We start from the raw sequence: 17,535 nt of genomic DNA on the forward strand, positions 1-17,535 counted from the left end.
CTTGTCCGTACCCGCTAGGCTGGGTTTCGCCGCGTTGCGGCCAACCCAGCCTCGATGCACCGAGATAAGCGGCGCGGCGGCCTCAGAGCAGCTCGATGCGATCGTCGTGAATGGCGATCAGGCCCTGCTTGAACAACCCGCCGATGGCCTTCTTGAAGTTGCCCTTGCTCACGCCGAAAGCTTTGCTGATGGCCTCGGGCGGGCTCTTGTCGGACAGGGCCAGGTTGCCGCCGGCATCGCGCAGGGCCTTGAGGATCTGCTCGGACAGCTCGTCGCGGGCCTGCTGGCCGACCGGCTGCAGGCTCAGGCTGATCTTGCCGTCTTCGCGCAGTTCCTTGATGAAGCCTTTTTCCTGAGAGCCGCCACGCAGGAACTTGAACACCTCGTTCTTGTGGATCAGGCCCCAGTGCTGGCCGTTTATGATGGCCTTGAAGCCCAGGTCGCTCTGCTCCACCACCAGCAGGTCGACGGCCTGGCCGACCTGGTAGTTCGGCGGCGTCTTGTCCAGGTGGCGGTCCAGCCGCGCAGTGGCGGTGATGCGTCGGCTGCGGTCGAGATAGACGTGCACCACGCAGTAGTCGCCGACCTGTAGCGGGCGCTTCTCCTCGGAGTGCGGCATCAGCAGGTCCTTAGGCAGGCCCCAGTCGAAGAACAGCCCGATGCGGTTGATATCCACCACCTTGAGGCTGGCGAAGCCGCCGACCTGCACCTTGGGCTTCTCGGTGGTGGCGATCAGGCGATCCTCGCTGTCCAGATAGACGAACACGTTGAGCCAGTCGCCGACCTCGCAGGGCTCGTCCTTGGGGATGTAGCGCTTGGGCAGGAGAATCTCGCCATCGCTGCCGCCGTCCAGGAAGAGGCCGAAGTCGGCCACTTTGGCCACCTGCATTGAATTGAAGCGCCCGATCAGAGCCATGTTCACCACCTTGTCGAAGAGCCCGGCATTCTACCCTCTGATTGCCGCGCCTGCCGCAGCACTGTGGACGACCGGCAGCTCGGGCGCTGGCATATAGCACGGGCATGTTTCAGAATCATGGCAGTTCTTTCGGCCATTCAGGCCCCTGCCGTTCCCTCCCGGAGTTCCCTTGCGCCCTTCCAGCCCCTGGCTGCCCTACCCCGCCGCATCGCTACTGGCCCTTGGCATGCTATTCCTCGTGTTGCCGCTGGCCTGCCGTTACTGGCTGGGCTGGTCGAGTTGGCCGGGCTATGTTTCCGACCTGGGCAGCGGCAGCCTGCTCCTACTGCTGTGCTATCGCCGTCCCTGGCTGGCGGCGCCGCTGAGCGCAATCTGGGCGCTGCTACTGCTGGGCAACGCCGAGCTGGTCAACGCCGTCGGGCGCATGCCGGAGCCCAGCGACCTGAAATACCTGAGTGACCCGCAGTTCGTCAGCCAGTCCACCCAGGGCGGCGGCATTCGCTATCCGTTGCTGGCCGGCGCGCTGGTCATCGCCGTGCTGGCCTGCCTGCTCAGCGGCCGACGCCAGGGGCCGGCGCTGCCCCGTGCGCTGTACGCCCTGCCCCTGGCCCTGCTGCTCGGTCATGCCGTCGACCAGTATCAGCACCCCAGCGAAGACGACCAGTGGCAGCTGTTCAACCTGCCGCACAAGGCCATGGCCGAGGGCATCAGCCGCGGCCGCCTGGCCCTGGAGGACTGGTATGCCGGTGACGACTCCGGCCTGCCGCCGGATATCGACGGCCTGAGCAAACTGGACCTCAAGGGCACACCGCTGCTGCCGAACGGCGGCAAGGCGCGCAACCTGCTGGTCATCACCCTGGAAGGTATCCCCGGCGCCTATATCGCCGCCAGTCGCCAGGCTCTCGGCAGCCATTACAGCGAAGACCTGATGCCGCGCCTGAGCCGCTGGGCCGAACGCGGCATGCTCACCCCGGACTATGTACTGCACAGCCACCAGACCATCCGCGGCCTGTACGCCATGCTCTGTGGCGACTACGGCAAGCTCGACTCGGGCACGCCCAAGGGCGTCGAGTTGCTCAACAGCCAGACCCGCAACCTGCAGTGCCTGCCGCACCTGATGTCGAGCATGGGCTTTCGCACCCACTTCCTGCAGGGTGCCGGGCTGCGCTTCATGGCCAAGGACCAGATCATGCCGCACATGGGTTTCCAGCAGACCCACGGGCGCGACTGGTTCAAGAACAAGCCTTACCTGGAATTCCCCTGGGGCATGGACGACAAGGCCTACTTCGAGGGTGCGCTGCAGTACGTCAAGCAGCTGCGCCAGGATAAACAGCCATGGATGCTGACCCTGCTCACCGTCGGCACCCACCAGCCCTACTCCGCTCCGCCGGAATATCTGGCCCGCTTTCCCACCGCCAAACAGGCTGCCATCGGCTACCTGGACGATGCCGTGGCCGACTTCCTCGACGCGCTGAACAAGCAAGGCGTGCTCAAGGACACCCTGGTGGTGGTCACCTCGGACGAGTCCCACGGCCTGGAGAACGTGCGCCTCGCCTCGGCCTGGGGCTTCAACCTGCTGCTGGCTCCCGAGCAGGAGCAGCTGCCGAAGCTCAAGCAAGGGGTCTACGGCCATGTCGACCTGACCGCCTCGCTGCTCGACTACTTTGCCCTGCCGCTGCCGGACAACATCGCCGGGCGCTCGCTGCTGCGCGACTACAGCACGCCGCGCGAGATCATCTCCTACACCAACGGCCTGCTCCGCCAACATGACGGCAAGACGTTCACCGAGTGCAACTTCCAACAGGTTTGCCGACGCTACGCCAGCCGTGGCTTCATCGCGCCGCAGGCCGAGTACCTGGGTCGGGTCAGCGGGCGCCAGGCACGCCTGGTCGGCCAGCGCGCAGCCCTGCTCGACCAGTCCGTCACCGGCGGCCAGGTTGGCCAGCGCTACCAGTTCGCCAATCGCGAGCGCATCGAACTGCGCCCCGAGGCCCGCGACGAGTGGGCGGACAACCTGATCGGCGCCCAGTATCTGGAACTGCCCAAGGGCACCCGCACCCGCGTGACCCTGAAGATTGATGCCCTGCGCATGGATCGCCAGGGCGCGGCGTTGCGCTTGATCACCAAGGAATATGACCGCAACACCAGCCTGGCCATCCCGGCGCTGCCGACGCTCAAGCGCGGCGGGAGCGTGGAGTTGAGCTTCGACTTCGACAACCCGCAAACGCGCAAGGCCTTCTCCTTCCACTTGCTCGGCGAGGGGCATGGCGCCATCCGCATCAGCGATTTCAGCGTGGTCACCGAGCCGCTGCCGCCGGAGCTGCTCGCCGTGCAGGCCGAGGAAGCCGAGGCCGAAGCCCTGGCGCACTGATCGCCGCCCATCCTGTCTACGGGGCTAGCGGTCGCCAGCCAGCCCCAGGCGCAGCAACTTGCCGTCCGCCGCATCGGTGAGCAGGTACAGGTAGCCGTCCGGGCCCAGGCGCACGTCACGGATACGCCAGTCGCGATCCTCCAGCAGACGCTCCTCATGTACGACCCGGTCGCCCTCCAGCTGCAGGCGGATCAGCGCCTGACTGGCCAGGGCACCGATAAACAAGTTGTGCTGCCAGGCCGGAAAACGCTCGGCATCATAGAAGGCCATGCCGGAAATGGCCGGCGACTTTTCCCACACGTGATGCGGCGGCTCGGTACCGGCGACCCGTTCGCCCGCGGCCTCGGGTATCGGCAGGAAGCTGTAATTGACGCCGTGGGTGGCCAACGGCCAGCCGTAGTTGCGGCCCTTGTCGGGGATATTGATCTCGTCGCCGCCCCGCGGGCCATGCTCGTGCAGCCACAGCCGGCCGCTCCAGGGATTGAGCGCCAGCCCCTGGGGATTGCGGTGGCCATAGGACCAGATCTCCGCCCGCGCGTCCGCCCGGCCGGTGAAGGGGTTGTCCTCGGGCACGCTGCCATCGGCCTGCAAGCGCACCAACTTGCCCTGCAGCTTGTTCAGGTCCTGGGCAGTGCTGCGCTGGTTGTTCTCGCCCAGACTGACGAACAGATAACCCTCGCGATCGAAGGCCAGACGCGAACCGAAGTGGATGCCGCTGGAGAGCTTGGGCTGCTGGCGGAAGATCACGCGGAAGTTCTCCAGCGCCATGCCGTCATCGCTCAGGCGCCCATGCCCGACTGCGGTGCCGGCCAGCTCACCGTGGGCATCCGCCTCGGCATAGCTCAGGTAGACCAGGCGATCCGTGGCGAAACCCGGCGACAGCGCCACGTCCAGCAGGCCACCCTGACCCTTGGCGAACACCGCCGGCACACCGGCCAACGCTGCCCCGAGCCGCCCCTGGGCATCCAGCAGGCGCAAGCGCCCTGGCCGTTCGGTGATCAGGCTGCCCTGGCCATTCGGCAGAAAGGCCAGGGCCCAGGGATGCTCCAGGCCGCCCACCACCTCGGTCACATGCAGCTCGCCCAACTCGCTGCGCTCGGCCATGGCTGCCGACACCAGCAACAGACCTGCGATTGCGCTTGCCACTACCCGCTTCATGCTCTGCCCCCTGATCGCCAGACTTTCCTTGTAGCCCAATCCCGACGCCAGCCCCAGGCCGGGTACAATGCCTTTCATTTCCCGATGTGACACTCGCCACCATGACCGAAGCCGAACGCCTGTCGAAACGCCTGATCCAGCAAATTGCCTGCTCGCGGCGCGAGGCCGAGCTGTATATCGAGAACGGCTGGGTCACGGTGGATGGCGTGGTGGTCGAGGAACCGCAGTTCCCGGTGCAGGACCAGCAGATCGCCCTGCTGCCGGGCGCCAAGGCCGAAACCCAGCCGCCGATCACCCTGTTGCTGAACAAACCCGCCGGGCTCGGCTGCGGCCTGGGCGCCAACTCCTGCCAGCAACTGCTGGCCCACGCCTATCGCTGGAGCGAAGACGCCAGCGGCATTCGCCCGCTGCAGCGTCACCTGCGCCGCCTGGAACTGCTCACGCCCCTGGAGACCGACGCCAGCGGCCTGCTGGTGTTCAGCCAGACACCTGGGGTGATCAAGCTGTTCAAGGACAAGGGCGCGACGCTGGAACAGGAATACCTGGTGGAGGTCGAGGGCACGCTGGATGCCAGCGGCCTCAAGCGCCTGGCCTTCGGTCTCAGCTACAAGGGCACCACCCTGGCGCCCTGCAAGGTCAGTTGGCAGAGCGAGAACCGCCTGCGCTTCGCCATCAAGGCCGTGCAACCGGGGCAGCTAAGGTACATGTGCGAGAGCCTTGGCCTGCGGGTGCTGGGCATCCGCCGTCTGCGCTTCGGCCGTACCGGGTTGGCCAAGCTGCCGGTCGGGTACTGGCGCTACCTGGGCGCCGCCGAGAAGTTCTAAGCGCCTGTTTCAGTAGTAATCCGCGTAATGCCGCTCGATCTGCAGGTATTCGCCGCTGGCGCGAATGGCCTGTAGCCCCTGGTCGAAGCGATCCCGCTGCAGCGGTTGGCGAAAACCCACGCTGTAGGGCGTTGGCGGGAAGAGCATATACAGGGTCAGCGGCTGGCCCGTATCGACCTGGTCCGCCACCTCGGGGTTGAAGTAGCGCAGGATGCGCGGATCGCCGATCACCACATCGACCCGCCCGCTGTACAGCAGGCGATTACGATTGATCTGCTGGGCTTCCTCGCGATAGCGCGGGTTGCTTGCGGCCATGGCCTGGAACTCGCTGCCGAGCAGAAAACGCGAACGCTGGAAGCTGCTGACCGAAAAGCGCCCGAGATCGGCGATGCTGTCAATACGATAACCGCGCGAGGTGAGGGCCACCGCCACGTTGTGGTACTCGATATAGGGGGCCGAATAATGCGCCTCGATCCCGCTGTGCGGATTGGTGGTGGCGATGCCATCCAGCTCGCCACGCCGCAGCGCCAGGTGCAGGCGCTCCATCGGCGCATGGCGCACCTCCATCTGGTAGCCCGCTGCCCGCAGGGCGGCCGCAACGATGTCGAACTCCAGCCCACGATTCTCGCCCTCGAATACATAGGGCGGCTTGTGCGTACCAAAACCGATGCGCAGCGTCTCTGCCATGGCGACGGGCGCCAACAGCAAACACAACAGCGGCCAGGCGCGTAGATACATGCCATTCCTCCCGAGCGATGGGCCAAGCATAGGCCGGGGGCCATCACCAAGGCCAATGCCGCGCGATTCATCCCGCCATGCCGGGCAAGCGCTAGACTCAGCGCCTTACTGCCAGGAGAGCCATCATGTTCAAAGCCGAATACCAACAGCGCGGCCGGGTGCCGCAGGACGTCATCGCCGCCGTCGAACTGCAGCTGCCAGCGCTGGCCGCCGGCCAGGTGCTGGTCAAGGTACTGGCCGCCCCGATCAACCCCTCCGACGTACTCACCCTGACTGGCGAATACGGCATGCTGCCGCCGCTGCCGGCCATCGGCGGCAACGAAGGTGTCGGCCGCGTCGAGCAGCTCGGTGACGGCGTCAAACACCTGAAAGTCGGCCAGACCGTGCTGCTGCCGGTCGGCTGTGGCACCTGGGTGACTCACCTGCATGCGCCCGCCGACAAGCTGATCCCGCTGCCCGACGCCGACCCGCAGCAGTTGGCCATGATGACCGTCAACCCGCCCACCGCCTCCTTGCTGCTGAGCCAGTTCGTTGACCTGCAGCCCGGCGACTGGGTGATCCAGAACGCGGCCAACTCCGGCGTCGGCGGCTATCTGATCCAGCTGGCCAAGCTGCGCGGCTTCAAGACCATCAACGTGGTACGCCGCGAGTCGGCAGTAGCCGGCGTCAAGGCCGAAGGCGGCGATGTGGTGCTGGTCGACGGCCCCAACCTGCACAAGCAGGTACGCGAGGTCATCGGCGACGCCAAGCTGATGCTGGGCATCGATGCCGTGGGCGGCGCCGCCACCGACCATCTGGCCGCCTGCCTGAGCGAGGGTGGCACCCTGGTGAACTACGGTCTGATGAGTGGCGAGCCGTGCCAGGTTTCGGCCAGCTCCTTCGTGTTCCGCGACATCACCCTGCGCGGCTTCTGGCTGGCCAAGTGGTTCCGCAAGGCCAGCCCTGCCGAGCAGATGAAGGTGTTCGGCGAACTGACCCAGCTGATCGCCAGCGGTAAGCTCAAGGCGCGCATCGCTGCCACCTACAACATCAGCCAGATCAAGGAAGCCGTCGCCGCAGCCGCCAGCGGCGAGCGCGACGGCAAGATCCTGATCGTGCCCTGAGCCTGGGCGGCACTGCGTTGCAGGCTGCCCCTATCGCGACCAAGGCCACCGCCCTACTCGCTGCGTTTTTGTAGGAACGGCTTTAGCTGCGATTAGCAGGCGACTCGGAGCTGCCCCAATCGCGGCTAAAACGGAGTGCCGCCCAGCCGCTCCCACGGATTCGAGACGAGCGATGCGGCAACATGAAAAAGGGGGCCTTGCGGCCCCTTCTGGTTTTACTCCGCCGCCGGCTTCTTGCGCTTGAGCGGTGCCATGCCGTCCTGGCTGACCAGGGTTGAAGGCGCGCTCTTCGGCGAACTCGGCCGGCGCTTGGCGCTGGCCTTGGCGGCGGGCTTCTTGGCCGTGTCCTTCTTGTCGGTCTTTTTCTTCTTCACGCCGGCCGCCTTGCCGGACGCCTTGACGTTCTTCGGCCCCTGGTAGCTGCCTTTCAGTTCCTTGACCACCCGGCGCTCGAAGCGCTGCTTGAGGTAGCGCTCGACGCTGGACATCAGGTTCCAGTCGTTGTGGCAGATCAGCGATACCGCCAGGCCCTCGGCGCCCGCGCGCCCGGTGCGGCCGACACGGTGTACGTACTCGTCGCCGGAACGCGGCATGTCGAAGTTGATCACCAGATCCAGGCCATCCACGTCCAGGCCACGCGCGGCCACGTCGGTGGCCACCAGCACCTTGGTGCCGCCCTGCTTGAGGCGGTCAATGGCCAGCTTGCGGTCCTTCTGATCCTTGTCGCCGTGCAGCACGAAGGCCTTGTAGTCGGCGGCGACCAGATGGCCATACAGGCGGTCGGCCTGCACCCGCGTATTGGTGAAGACGATGGCCTTGCGATAGGTCTCGTTGCTCAGCAGCCAGTGCACCAGGCGTTCCTTGTGGCCCGGATCGTCGGCGGTAATGATCTGCTGGCGGGTGGTCTCGCTCATCTGGTCGATGCTGTTGAGCTTGAGGTGCACCGGTTCACGCAGCACCTTGCCGATCATCTCGCGCAGTACCTTGCCACCGCCGGTCGCGGAGAACAGCAGGGTCTGCTCACGCTTGGCGCACTCGCCGGTGATGCGCTCGATATCCTCGGCAAAACCCATGTCGAGCATGCGGTCGGCTTCGTCCAGCACCAGCACCTGCACCGGCTTGAGATCGACGGTGCCGGAGTTGAGGTGTTCGATCAGCCGCCCCGGGGTCGCCACCAGGATGTCCGGCATGCGCCGCAGCTCGGCGGCCTGCACCTTGAAGTCCTCGCCGCCGGTGACCAGCGCCGACTTGATGAAGGTGTACTGGGCGAAGCGCTCGATCTCCTTGAGCGTCTGCTGCGCCAGCTCGCGGGTCGGCAACAGGATCAGTGCGCGAATTTCCACCCGCGGCTTGGCCTCACCGATCAGGCGATGCAGCAGCGGCAGCAGGAAGGCCGCAGTCTTGCCGCTGCCGGTCTGCGCCGTCACTCGCAGGTCACGCCCCTCCAGCGCCGGCGGAATTGCAGCCGCCTGCACCGGCGTCGGCTCGGTGAAATTGAGCTCGGCCACGGCCTTGAGCAGGCGTTCATGCAGGGCGAATTGGGTGAACACGGGGGAGTTACCTCGGCACAATCGAAAAAACAGCTGCATAGGTTACCCGCTCGCCCGTCGCACCGCACTGTCGGCGTCTGTCGCTGCTCAAGCTTTGCACAAAGTTGACCCAGAAGTTAGAATGCGCGCCGCCGCCAATCCCGGACGGCATGGGTTCCCTAACCCCATCCATCAAAAAGGTGTCTGCGCATGCTTTCCCTTGCTCGACCACAACAGCGCCTGGCGCTCGCCCTGCTGATCGCCTTCCACATTCTGGTGATCATCGCCAGCAACTACCTGGTACAGCTGCCCATCACGCTGCTGGGCTGGCACACCACCTGGGGCGCGTTCAGTTTTCCCTTCATTTTCCTGGCCACCGACCTGACCGTGCGCCTGCTCGGCAAGAGTTCCGCGCGCCAGGTGATCGCCCGCGTGATGCTGCCTGCGCTCGTGGCCTCCTACGCGATTTCGGTGCTGTTCCAGGAAGGCGCCTTCCGCGGTCTGGGCGCGCTGGGCGAATACAACGAGTTCGTCCTGCGCATCTCGCTGGCCAGCTTCCTCGCCTACGTGCTGGGTCAGGTGCTGGATATTCAGGTGTTCGACCGCCTGCGCCAGCTGCGCCAGTGGTGGATCGCCCCGGTCGCCTCGACCGTGCTGGGCAACCTGCTGGACACCTTCGCCTTCTTCTCGGTGGCCTTCTGGCACAGCGACAACCCCTTCATGGCCGAACACTGGGTGGAAATCGCCACGGTGGATTACGGAGTCAAACTGGCGGTGAGCATTCTGCTGTTCGTGCCACTGTACGGCGTGCTGCTCAATGCCATACTTCGCCTCATGCCCACCTCCACGGCGCGTGCGGCCTGAGGAACATTCGGCGGCTGGCGGGCCTCTCAACACTATCTGCATGCGGAGTTCTGCCATGTCCCGTTCTCTTCCCATGTTTCTCGCCGGCCTCGGCCTGGCTCTCAGTCTGACTGGGGTTGATGCCGCCCCCAAGCACGATAAACCGGACAAGGGTCATGGCGGGGGGAGCGACAGCGACGTGCGGGTCGACCTGCGCGGGCCGAGCATCGATATCGGCCGGGTACGCATCATCCTCGGCGACAACCGCGACCTGATCGGCCCCGCCCAGTCCCTGCCACCGGGCATCCGCAAGAATCTGGCGCGCGGCAAGCCGCTACCGCCGGGTATCGCCAAGCGCTTCGACAGTCGCCTGCTGGGCAAGCTGCCCCATTACGACGGCTACGAGTGGCGCCAGGTCGGCACCGACGTGGTGCTGGTGGCCCTGGCCACCGGTCTGATCTACGAAGTGCTCGATCACGTGCTCGACTGAGCCAAGGAAACTTCGCCCCACCGGGCGACTCCAACCTGTGATGGCCGGATCGATGCGCCATCGCGGGGGCTCATGAAACCGACATTGATCTACTGCGTGGCCGCCAGCCTGGACGGCTACATCGCCCGCCCGGACGGCAGCAGCGACTGGCTGACCGGCGATGACGAGGCGCCACCCTGCGATGGCCTGCTATTGGGGCGTGCCACCTACGACGCGCTGAGCGAACACTGGCCACGTTCCGACAAACCCACCCTGCTGCTCACCCGCCACCTGCCCATGCACCTGCCGCCCCAGGTACGCGCACGCCATTGCACGCCCAGCGAAGCACTCGACGAGTTGGCCGCCCTCGGCTGTCAGCGCGTGCGTCTGCTGGGCGGCAGCAGCCTGGCCGGCAACTGCTTCGCCGCCGGGCTACTGGACGAGCTGGTGGTCAAGCTGATGCCGCACCTGCTCGGTGCGGGCGTGCCGCTGTTCGCCAGCGGCATGGAGGGACGCCTGCAGCTGCTCGACTCCTACAACGTCAGCGGAGGCGGCATCCACCTGCACTATCGGGTGCTGCCGGAAGCCGTCCACGCCAGCACCGAGCCAGGCTAAAGGCCGCGCCGGGCCTGCTTGCGCAGCAACCGCGCGCTGTCCCAGCCGATCAGCACGATCGCCAGCCAGATCGGCCCGTAGGTCCACAGCTGCTGTGGATCGAAGACCTCACCCAGCACCAGCACCGCCACGCCGAACAGCAGCACCGGTTCCACGTAGCTGAGAATGCCGAACAGGCCCAGCGGCAACAGGCGGCTGGCCGCCATCATTGCGCCAAAGGCCAATGCGCTGAGCAGCCCAAGCCCCGGCAGCAGCCACCACAGTTGCGGTACCTGGTCGAACACGCCCACCGGGCCATGGGCCTGGATCAGCCAGATCGCCAACGGCGCCAGCACCAGCATCTCCAGCACGAAACCGGACAAGGCATCCAGGCGCATCCAGCGGCGCAGCATGAAATACGGGGGATACCCCAGCGCGGCGACCAGGGTCACCCAGGAGAACGCCTGGGTCAGCCAGAGCTCATGAGCCACCCCAACCAGGGCGCAGAGCACGGCAATGCGCTGCAGCGGGCGCAGGCGCTCGCCATAGAACAGCCGCCCGACCAGCACCATGGCCAGCGGCAACAGGAAGTAGCCGAGCGAAACATCCAGCATGCGCCCGGCCAGCGGCGCCCAGACGAACAGCAGCCACTGCACGCCCATCAGAGCCGCAGCCAGCAGCAGCGCGGGCAACAACAGGGTCTCATGCCGCAGGCGCACGAACGCCGCGCCGAGCACGCGCCACTGGCGAGCCAGAGTCACCATCAGCAGCACCGCCGGGATCGACCAGAGCACGCGCTGGGCGAACACCTGCAAGCCATCCAGCGGCGCCAGCTCGCGCACATAGCCGGGAATCAGCACGAACAGCACCGAGGCAGTCACCGACAGCACCACACCACGACCCGACAACTGCACGGCCGCCTCCAGATAGGCAGATTCAAAGGCGGCTATGGCAACACACAGCGTTCAATATTTCAAACACAGTCACTGAGCGGATCAACCATACAGACGGCGCCAAGGGCGCCATGACAGCCGCCTCTGTACATTCGACGCTACGGCAAGCCACCCTATTGACGATTTCACTGAACGGCCAGGAGCGCATACGACGTGCCGCAACCCCCAACGCCAGCAGCAAACGCCGTGTTCTGGCGCGACCCGGCCATGCCTTATGTCGAGAGCCGCCGAGCCTGTCACAGCCGCGCCTGCTACAAACCGCACAGCCACCCGACAGCCTCGATTGGTGCCGTGGACCAGGGCACCAGCCTCTTCACCGGTGCCGGCGACGCTCCGGTTGCCCTGCACGCCGGCACCCTGGTGTTCGTGCCGGCATCACGGGTGCATGCCTGCAACCCGGCCAGCGGCACGGCCTGGAGTTATCAGATGGTGTACCTGGACCCGGACTGGCTGCACGCCGTACGCCGGGAATATGCCCAATCGCCAGGCGCTGACCTCACCACCGAGCCCGTCAGAATCACTGCCGAACCCGGGCTCTATGCACGTTTCTGCCGCCTGAATACCCTACTGTTTTCAAGCGCCGAGACGAGCGACAAGGAAGCAGCGCTTATCGAGTTCATCGGCGATTGCGACACCGAGCAGGAACAGTGCCTGGAGCTACCCAACCCTGCGCTCGACCTCACCCGGCAGCTGCAACCCATCCTCGAACACCTGCAAGGTACGGCCGCGGTTGGCACTTCGCTGAGCGAGCTGGCCAAGCTGTCCGGCATGAGCCGCTACCAGCTGATCCGCACGTTTCGCGCGGGTACGGGCATGACGCCCCACGCCTGGCAGTTGAACCTGCGGATCAATCTGGCAAAGCCACGAATCCTGGCGGGTGACGCCATCGCGGGAGTGGCCCACGACCTGGGCTTCGCCGATCAGGCGCATTTTCAGCGGGTGTTCAAGGCCCACACGGGCATCACGCCGGGGCGTTTCCGCGCTTAGGCCTGCAATTTTCTTCAATACCCGACGAGGCCTGGCTGACACGCTGCGAAAAATTCGAGCGAGTCGCCATGCAACAGTTTCTCTTCATCGCTGCAGCGCATTTCCTGGCGCTGCTCTCCCCCGGCCCCGACTTCTTTCTGCTCGCCCGAACCTCGCTGGCACACGGTTGGCGAGTCGCCAGTGGTGCCTGCCTGGGCATCGCCGCGGCCAACGGCGTATTCATCATGACGGCCTTCGCCGGCACGGCCGCGCTGCAACCGGACAGCATCGGGTTCATCGCCCTGCAGCTGGCCGGCTGTGCCTACCTGCTCTATCTCGGCCAGCTGTTCATGCGTCACGCCGGGCGCAACAGCCTGACGGTTGCCAGCGCGGAACAACGCCACGCAACCACGGCAACGCCGACAATCCACGCCTGGTGGCGCGCCGCCGGCATGGGCTTTATCTCCGGCATCCTCAATCCGAAGAATGCTCTGTTCTATACCAGCCTTGCCGCCATGCTCAGTGGCCCGCATGCCAGCCTGGGCTGGAAGATTCTTTATGGCAGCTGGATGTTCAGCATCGTGCTGCTGTGGGATGTACTGGTCGCCATGTTGATCGGCAATCGTGCCGTGCTGCAGCGCTTCACGCAGGTACTGCCCTGGCTGGAACGGGCTTCCGGCGGCGTGCTGATCCTGCTCGCGCTAGGCGTCGCCGCCATGCTCTGGATGCGCTGAGCGCAAGGCTCGACAGCAACGTTGTACGGGCACAAAAAACCGGCCTGCCGGGAGGAGCACCCTTGCAGACCGGTGGAGGGGCCGAAAGCATCGGCCCAGGGGGAAGAGTCGATGAATCAGGCGACCTGAGTCAGTTGCTCACGAGCCTTGGCCAGGCCCTTCTCGAGAAACTCGCCGCCCATGTTCAGGCCTTCGGCATGGATGAACTGCACATCGTGGATGCCGACGAAGGCCAGGGCCTGACGCAGGTAGGGCTCCTGATGATCCAGCGCACTGCCGGCGTAGATGCCGCCACGGGCGGTCAGCACATAGGCGCGTTTGCCGGTGAGCAGGCCCTGCGGACCGGTTTCGGTGTACTTGAAGGTGACGCCGGCGCGCAGCACATGGTCCAGCCAGGACTTGAGAGTGCTGGGAATGGCGAAGTTGTACATCGGCGCAGCCAGCACCAGCACATCGGCGGCCAGCAGTTCATCGGTGAGCTGGTTGGAGCGTGCGGCTGCAGCCTGCTCTGCAGCGCTCTGCTGATCGGCGGGCTTCATCCAGCCGGCCAGCAGGGTCTCGTCCAGGTGCGGTACCGGCTCCTTGGCCAGGTCACGAACCTGGACTTCATCCTGCGGGTGGGCGGCCTGCCAGCGGGCGATGAAATCGCTGGTGAGCTGACGGGAAACGGAACCTTGCTGGCGGGCGCTGCTTTCGATTACGAGGACACGGGACATTGGGCTGACTCCATCGGTATTGAGTGGCGATGGAGCAGAGGTTATGGTCAGCCAATAAGATAAAAAAGCGCAAATATCCGCTTCAAATAATCAATAAAATTGATTTATATAGATCCCGGCCCTAGGCTCCACTCTGTTCGCAGGTCAGATCGACACGCAGCTTGATGATGTTGCGGGCGAACCTGATGGTCAGCAGCGTTCTCTCACCGGCCTTCAGTTCGGCGGAACGGGTACGCGGCGCCTCGGGGCCATTGCGGAACCGTGCCTTGCACTTGGCGTCCATTTGCCCGTAGTTGTACAGGATGAGGCCGCCGATATTGGTGTCGATATCCTGGATTTCGGCAGCCACCTCGGCGCCATTCAGCTGCTTCTCCAGCTCGCTCGGGTAGGCGAAGGCAGTCAACGGCAGCAGCAGGGTGGCCAGGGCCAGGCAGGTTTTTTTCATCGGCACTCTCCTTTTTGAAGGTGCCCAGAGTAGAGAAGAGGAAGCGGCGATGAAAGCGCCCCGTGTCACCTTGGAGCAATGGCGCACCCTGCAGGCGGTGGTCGACCACGGTGGTTTTGCCCAGGCCGCCGAGGCCATGCACCGCTCGCAGTCGTCGGTGAGCTACACCGTGGCGCGCATGCAGGAGCAGCTGGGCGCTCCGCTGTTGCGCATCGACGGACGCAAGGCCGTGCTCACCGAAGCCGGCGAGGTGCTGCTGCGCCGCTCGCGGCAACTGGTCAAGCAGGCCAGCCAACTGGAGGAGTTGGCCCACCACATGGAGCAGGGCTGGGAGGCGGAGGTGCGCCTGGTGGTGGACGCCGCCTACCCCACCGCCAACATCGTGCGCGCCCTCAGCGCCTTCATGCCGCAGAGTCGTGGCTGCCGTGTGCGCCTGCGCGAGGAAGTGCTGTCCGGGGTCGAGGAAGTGCTTCAGGAAGGTACCGCCGACCTGGCCATCAGCGCCCTCAATATCACCGGCTACCTGCCCATCGAACTGGGCGAGGTGGAGTTCATCGCCGTGGCCCATCCCGAGCACCCGCTGCACCGCTTACAGCGCGACATCACCTTCCAGGACCTGGAAGGCCAGATGCAGGTGGTGACCCGCGACTCGGGCCGTACCCAGCCGCGTGACGTCGGCTGGCTCGGTGCCGAACAGCGCTGGACGGTGGGCAGCCTGCCCACCGCACGCACCTTCGTCTGCAGCGGCCTGGGCTTTGCCTGGCTGCCGCATCACCTGATCGCCAGGGAGCTGGCCGAGGGTCTGCTCAAGCCGCTGCCAATGGAGCAGGGAGGCACCCGTCAACCGCGCTTCTACCTCTACAGCAACAAGGACAAGGTGCTCGGCCCGGCCAGCCAGATCCTCGTCGAGCTGATCAAGGGCTTCGATGCCGCGCCGCTTGAAGCGCCCTACGCCGCCCCCCTCGCCTCCAGCTGAGAACCGCCCCATGTCCTACTTCGAACATGCCGACTGCCAGTTGCACTATGAAGACCGTGGCCAGGGCGAGCCTGTGCTGCTGGTACACGGCCTGGGTTCGAGCATCCAGGACTGGGAGTACCAGATTCCGCACCTGCTGCAGACTCGCCGCGTGCTGGCCATCGACCTGCGCGGTCATGGTCGTTCCGGCAAGCCGCGCCAGCGCTACAGCATGAGCCTGTTCGCTGGCGACGTAGCGGCGCTGATCGAGCACCTGGGCCTGCAGCGAGTGCATCTGGTGGGCATCTCCATGGGCGGCATGGTCGGCTTCCAGCTGGGTGTCGAGCGCCCGGAACTGCTGCGCAGCCTGACCATAGTCAACAGCGCCCCGGAGGTGAAGGTGAAGAAAGCCGCCGACCTCTGGCAACTGGCCAAGCGCTGGAGCCTGTCGCGCCTGCTGAGCCTGGAGACCATAGGCCGCGGCCTCGGCCGCATCCTCTTTCCCTATCCCGAGCAGGCCGAACTGCGCGCCAAGGTCGAACAGCGCTGGGCGCAGAACGACAAGCGCGCCTACCTGGCTAGCCTGGATGCCATCATCGGCTGGGGCGTGCGGGAACGCCTGAGTGCAATCACCTGTCCTACGCTGGTCATCAGCGGTGACCGCGATTACACCCCGGTCAGCCTGAAGGAAGCCTACGTGGCGGAGCTGGCCGATGCCCGCCTGCTGGTGATCGAACGCTCGCGCCATGCCACGCCTATGGACCAGCCGCAACGCTTCAATGCCGCCCTGGATGATTTCCTCGCCCAGGTCGAGCGCAACCAACCACAATCCCCAAACAAGGACCCACAACCATGCTGAAGCAACTTCTCCTCGCTGCCTGTGGCCTGCTGCTGAGTACCAGCCTGCTGGCCGCGGAAAATCCCCATGTGCTGCTGACCACCAGCTACGGCGATATCGAGCTGGAGCTGAATGCCGAGAAGGCGCCGATCAGCACGCAGAACTTCCTCGGCTATGTCGAATCCGGTTTCTACAACGGCACCCAGTTCCATCGGGTCATCCCCAACTTCATGATTCAGGGCGGCGGCTTCGATGCCGACATGCGCGAGAAGGACACCTTCAAGCCGATCAAGAACGAGGCCGACAACGGCCTGCGCAACGACCGTGGCACCATCGCCATGGCCCGCACCCAGGTGGTCGACTCGGCCACCAGCCAGTTCTTCATCAACCACAAGGACAATGATTTCCTCAATCACGGCGGCCGTGACTTCGGCTACGCGGTGTTCGGCAAGGTGGTGCGCGGCATGGATGTGGTCGACCGCATCGCCAAGGTGCGCACCGGCAACCGCGGCATGCACCAGAACGTGCCGGTGGAGCCGGTGCTGATCCTCAACGCGAAGAAGCTCTAAGCGCGCTCGCCCTGGGACTGCAGAAGTTCCAGGGCTGTTTCGCCATCACCGCGAGCCAGGCGCAGCAGTTCCATACGCCGCGCCAGCTCCTCGGCGGACAGGCCGTAGTTTCCGGCAACGCCGCATGGCAGCCGGCCAGCGCCAGCGACATGCGCACACCCCGCACCTGCGGCTGGCGTCCCTCCCGATACAGCCAGCCGACCATCTCGTTCGACGCCACGCGTACCAGCCCGAAACCGGCCACATCATCCCAGCGCACGGAGTGCGCGCGGAACAGCGAACAGAAGGTAAAACCCTCCTGCTCCAGACGCAGATAATTGGCGCCCGGCAGCAGCGCGATGGCCGCGATCAGACTGCCCAGGCCGAACACCGTCAGGCACAACCAGCCCAGCGCGCGACCGTCGCGCAGCATCAGCACGGCGATCACGCAGAAACCCAGGCACAGCAGCAGGATACCCAGCCACTTCCAGGGCCTGGGGCGCAGCGTGCGGCTCATCGCAGATAGCCCCCGACCTTGCGTTGCAGCAGCTCGACCAGCTCGGGCTGCATGTACTGGTAGTCATCGGGAATGCCCAGGCAGACCACCCGCCGCCCCTTGAGCAGCGCCCCGAAACGTTGTTGCAGGCGGCGCTGGTGTACCCGCTCCATGACGAAGATCAGCTCGGCCCACTCGACTTGTTCGCTGGACAGCGTCACCTCGGCATCCGTGGCCAGGCCGGCTGAATCGGTTTCCACGCCAGGCCAGCCGGCGAACAGCTGCTCGGCCGTGGGGCTGCGCAAGCGGTTGCGGCTGCAGATAAACAGTGCACGCATC

20 protein-coding genes are annotated in these 17,535 nt (G+C 65.3%); 11 read left to right on the forward strand and 9 right to left on the reverse strand.

The annotated features are described in order from the left end of the window. Window positions 1–82 precede the first annotated feature (82 nt). Window positions 83–916 carry a CvfB family protein gene (locus AYB31_RS02985; RefSeq protein ID WP_068825643.1) on the reverse strand — a complete coding sequence of 278 codons (834 nt, stop codon included), beginning with the start codon at window positions 914–916 and terminating at the stop codon, window positions 83–85. A gap of 169 nt (window positions 917–1,085) precedes the next feature. Between AYB31_RS02985 and AYB31_RS02990 the strand changes: the two genes are divergently transcribed. Continuing rightward, the gene (locus AYB31_RS02990; RefSeq protein WP_082805181.1) at window positions 1,086–3,287 is read left to right on the forward strand and encodes an LTA synthase family protein; all 2,202 of its coding nucleotides are present in this window, start codon (window positions 1,086–1,088) and stop codon (window positions 3,285–3,287) included. A 24-nt stretch (window positions 3,288–3,311) separates the two neighbouring features. Here AYB31_RS02990 and AYB31_RS02995 read toward each other — a convergent pair whose 3' ends face one another. After that, window positions 3,312–4,460 (reverse strand): PQQ-dependent sugar dehydrogenase, encoded by a 1,149-nt coding sequence (locus tag AYB31_RS02995; RefSeq protein ID WP_269085690.1) that lies wholly within the window; start codon window positions 4,458–4,460, stop codon window positions 3,312–3,314. 86 nt (window positions 4,461–4,546) lie between these two features. Between AYB31_RS02995 and AYB31_RS03000 the strand changes: the two genes are divergently transcribed. Continuing rightward, window positions 4,547–5,269, forward strand: coding sequence for an rRNA pseudouridine synthase (locus tag AYB31_RS03000; protein WP_068825647.1), 723 nt, complete (start codon window positions 4,547–4,549; stop codon window positions 5,267–5,269). 9 nt (window positions 5,270–5,278) lie between these two features. On the opposite strand, the gene AYB31_RS03005 is transcribed toward AYB31_RS03000, so the two are convergent. Continuing rightward, complete coding sequence (locus tag AYB31_RS03005; RefSeq protein ID WP_068825649.1) at window positions 5,279–6,007, reverse strand: substrate-binding periplasmic protein; 729 nt, start codon at window positions 6,005–6,007, stop codon at window positions 5,279–5,281. 125 nt (window positions 6,008–6,132) lie between these two features. On the opposite strand from AYB31_RS03005, the gene AYB31_RS03010 reads away from it, so the two are divergent. Beyond that, entirely contained in the window at window positions 6,133–7,110 is a 978-nt protein-coding gene (locus AYB31_RS03010; RefSeq protein ID WP_068825651.1) for a zinc-dependent alcohol dehydrogenase family protein, read from the forward strand. A gap of 215 nt (window positions 7,111–7,325) precedes the next feature. Here the strand turns inward: AYB31_RS03010 and AYB31_RS03015 are convergent, their stop codons facing one another. Further along, a complete protein-coding gene (locus AYB31_RS03015; protein ID WP_068825653.1) occupies window positions 7,326–8,660 on the reverse strand; it encodes a DEAD/DEAH box helicase in 1,335 nt (444 codons plus the stop codon). A 189-nt stretch (window positions 8,661–8,849) separates the two neighbouring features. On the opposite strand from AYB31_RS03015, the gene AYB31_RS03020 reads away from it, so the two are divergent. The 3 genes from AYB31_RS03020 (at window position 8,850) to AYB31_RS03030 (ending at window position 10,566) form a co-directional block, all read left to right on the forward strand. Continuing rightward, entirely contained in the window at window positions 8,850–9,503 is a 654-nt protein-coding gene (locus tag AYB31_RS03020) for a 7-cyano-7-deazaguanine/7-aminomethyl-7-deazaguanine transporter (protein WP_068825654.1), read from the forward strand. A gap of 55 nt (window positions 9,504–9,558) precedes the next feature. Further along, window positions 9,559–9,972 carry an anti-virulence regulator CigR family protein gene (locus AYB31_RS03025; protein ID WP_068825659.1) on the forward strand — a complete coding sequence of 138 codons (414 nt, stop codon included), beginning with the start codon at window positions 9,559–9,561 and terminating at the stop codon, window positions 9,970–9,972. A 72-nt stretch (window positions 9,973–10,044) separates the two neighbouring features. Next, on the forward strand, window positions 10,045–10,566 hold the full coding sequence (locus tag AYB31_RS03030) for a dihydrofolate reductase family protein (RefSeq protein WP_068825660.1): 522 nt from the start codon (window positions 10,045–10,047) through the stop codon (window positions 10,564–10,566). Here the strand turns inward: AYB31_RS03030 and rarD are convergent. Further along, complete coding sequence (gene rarD, locus AYB31_RS03035) at window positions 10,563–11,459, reverse strand: EamA family transporter RarD (RefSeq protein WP_068825662.1); 897 nt, start codon at window positions 11,457–11,459, stop codon at window positions 10,563–10,565. The genes AYB31_RS03030 and rarD overlap by 4 nt on opposite strands. Before the next feature lie 246 nt (window positions 11,460–11,705). Between rarD and AYB31_RS03040 the strand changes: the two genes are divergently transcribed. Beyond that, on the forward strand, window positions 11,706–12,485 hold the full coding sequence (locus AYB31_RS03040) for an AraC family transcriptional regulator (RefSeq protein WP_068825815.1): 780 nt from the start codon (window positions 11,706–11,708) through the stop codon (window positions 12,483–12,485). A 68-nt stretch (window positions 12,486–12,553) separates the two neighbouring features. Next, window positions 12,554–13,198, forward strand: a complete 645-nt coding sequence (locus AYB31_RS03045) for a LysE family translocator (protein ID WP_068825663.1) — start codon at window positions 12,554–12,556, stop codon at window positions 13,196–13,198. 116 nt (window positions 13,199–13,314) lie between these two features. On the opposite strand, the gene AYB31_RS03050 is transcribed toward AYB31_RS03045, so the two are convergent. Together AYB31_RS03050 and AYB31_RS03055 are read right to left on the reverse strand one after the other, a co-directional pair. Next, on the reverse strand, window positions 13,315–13,914 hold the full coding sequence (locus AYB31_RS03050; protein WP_068825665.1) for an FMN-dependent NADH-azoreductase: 600 nt from the start codon (window positions 13,912–13,914) through the stop codon (window positions 13,315–13,317). Between the two features lie 121 nt (window positions 13,915–14,035). Next, window positions 14,036–14,359, reverse strand: a complete 324-nt coding sequence (locus AYB31_RS03055; RefSeq protein WP_068825666.1) for a 3-phosphoglycerate kinase — start codon at window positions 14,357–14,359, stop codon at window positions 14,036–14,038. Between the two features lie 49 nt (window positions 14,360–14,408). Here AYB31_RS03055 and AYB31_RS03060 point away from each other — a divergent pair, with 49 nt between their 5' ends. Genes AYB31_RS03060 through AYB31_RS03070 form a run of 3 tightly spaced genes read left to right on the forward strand, consistent with a single transcriptional unit; the run spans window position 14,409 to window position 16,721 of the window. Further along, window positions 14,409–15,335, forward strand: a complete 927-nt coding sequence (locus tag AYB31_RS03060; RefSeq protein ID WP_068825667.1) for a LysR family transcriptional regulator — start codon at window positions 14,409–14,411, stop codon at window positions 15,333–15,335. 10 nt (window positions 15,336–15,345) lie between these two features. Continuing rightward, on the forward strand, window positions 15,346–16,173 hold the full coding sequence (locus AYB31_RS03065) for an alpha/beta fold hydrolase (RefSeq protein WP_068825668.1): 828 nt from the start codon (window positions 15,346–15,348) through the stop codon (window positions 16,171–16,173). Then, window positions 16,167–16,721 (forward strand): peptidylprolyl isomerase, encoded by a 555-nt coding sequence (locus AYB31_RS03070; RefSeq protein ID WP_068825669.1) that lies wholly within the window; start codon window positions 16,167–16,169, stop codon window positions 16,719–16,721. Before AYB31_RS03065 ends, AYB31_RS03070 begins: the two co-directional genes overlap by 7 nt. Here the strand turns inward: AYB31_RS03070 and AYB31_RS03075 are convergent. Beyond that, window positions 16,702–17,217: an STM3941 family protein gene (locus AYB31_RS03075; protein ID WP_068825670.1), complete on the reverse strand. Its 516-nt coding sequence runs from the start codon at window positions 17,215–17,217 to the stop codon at window positions 16,702–16,704. The genes AYB31_RS03070 and AYB31_RS03075 overlap by 20 nt on opposite strands. After that, complete coding sequence (locus AYB31_RS03080; protein ID WP_068825672.1) at window positions 17,214–17,534, reverse strand: low molecular weight protein tyrosine phosphatase family protein; 321 nt, start codon at window positions 17,532–17,534, stop codon at window positions 17,214–17,216. Before AYB31_RS03080 ends, AYB31_RS03075 begins: the two co-directional genes overlap by 4 nt. Window position 17,535: the final 1 nt, after the last annotated feature.

Origin of the sequence: Pseudomonas sp. BMS12, assembly GCF_001592875.1 — a bacterium.
Taxonomy (GTDB): Bacteria; Pseudomonadota; Gammaproteobacteria; order Pseudomonadales; family Pseudomonadaceae; genus Aquipseudomonas.

Excerpts from the sequence above, each read along its gene's own strand:
- AYB31_RS03040 (WP_068825815.1), top strand. The coding sequence starts at position 11,706 with ATGCCTTATGTCGAGAGCCGCCGAGCCTGTCACAGCCGCGCCTGCTAC.
- AYB31_RS02985 (WP_068825643.1), bottom strand. The coding sequence starts at position 916 with ATGGCTCTGATCGGGCGCTTCAATTCAATGCAGGTGGCCAAAGTGGCC.
- AYB31_RS03020 (WP_068825654.1), top strand. The coding sequence starts at position 8,850 with ATGCTTTCCCTTGCTCGACCACAACAGCGCCTGGCGCTCGCCCTGCTG.
- AYB31_RS03000 (WP_068825647.1), top strand. The coding sequence starts at position 4,547 with ATGACCGAAGCCGAACGCCTGTCGAAACGCCTGATCCAGCAAATTGCC.
- AYB31_RS03025 (WP_068825659.1), top strand. The coding sequence starts at position 9,559 with ATGTCCCGTTCTCTTCCCATGTTTCTCGCCGGCCTCGGCCTGGCTCTC.
- AYB31_RS03080 (WP_068825672.1), bottom strand. The coding sequence starts at position 17,534 with ATGCGTGCACTGTTTATCTGCAGCCGCAACCGCTTGCGCAGCCCCACG.
- AYB31_RS03010 (WP_068825651.1), top strand. The coding sequence starts at position 6,133 with ATGTTCAAAGCCGAATACCAACAGCGCGGCCGGGTGCCGCAGGACGTC.
- AYB31_RS03075 (WP_068825670.1), bottom strand. The coding sequence starts at position 17,217 with ATGAGCCGCACGCTGCGCCCCAGGCCCTGGAAGTGGCTGGGTATCCTG.
- AYB31_RS03005 (WP_068825649.1), bottom strand. The coding sequence starts at position 6,007 with ATGTATCTACGCGCCTGGCCGCTGTTGTGTTTGCTGTTGGCGCCCGTC.
- AYB31_RS03030 (WP_068825660.1), top strand. The coding sequence starts at position 10,045 with ATGAAACCGACATTGATCTACTGCGTGGCCGCCAGCCTGGACGGCTAC.
- AYB31_RS03070 (WP_068825669.1), top strand. The coding sequence starts at position 16,167 with ATGCTGAAGCAACTTCTCCTCGCTGCCTGTGGCCTGCTGCTGAGTACC.
- AYB31_RS03050 (WP_068825665.1), bottom strand. The coding sequence starts at position 13,914 with ATGTCCCGTGTCCTCGTAATCGAAAGCAGCGCCCGCCAGCAAGGTTCC.
- AYB31_RS03045 (WP_068825663.1), top strand. The coding sequence starts at position 12,554 with ATGCAACAGTTTCTCTTCATCGCTGCAGCGCATTTCCTGGCGCTGCTC.
- AYB31_RS03065 (WP_068825668.1), top strand. The coding sequence starts at position 15,346 with ATGTCCTACTTCGAACATGCCGACTGCCAGTTGCACTATGAAGACCGT.
- AYB31_RS03055 (WP_068825666.1), bottom strand. The coding sequence starts at position 14,359 with ATGAAAAAAACCTGCCTGGCCCTGGCCACCCTGCTGCTGCCGTTGACT.
- AYB31_RS03060 (WP_068825667.1), top strand. The coding sequence starts at position 14,409 with ATGAAAGCGCCCCGTGTCACCTTGGAGCAATGGCGCACCCTGCAGGCG.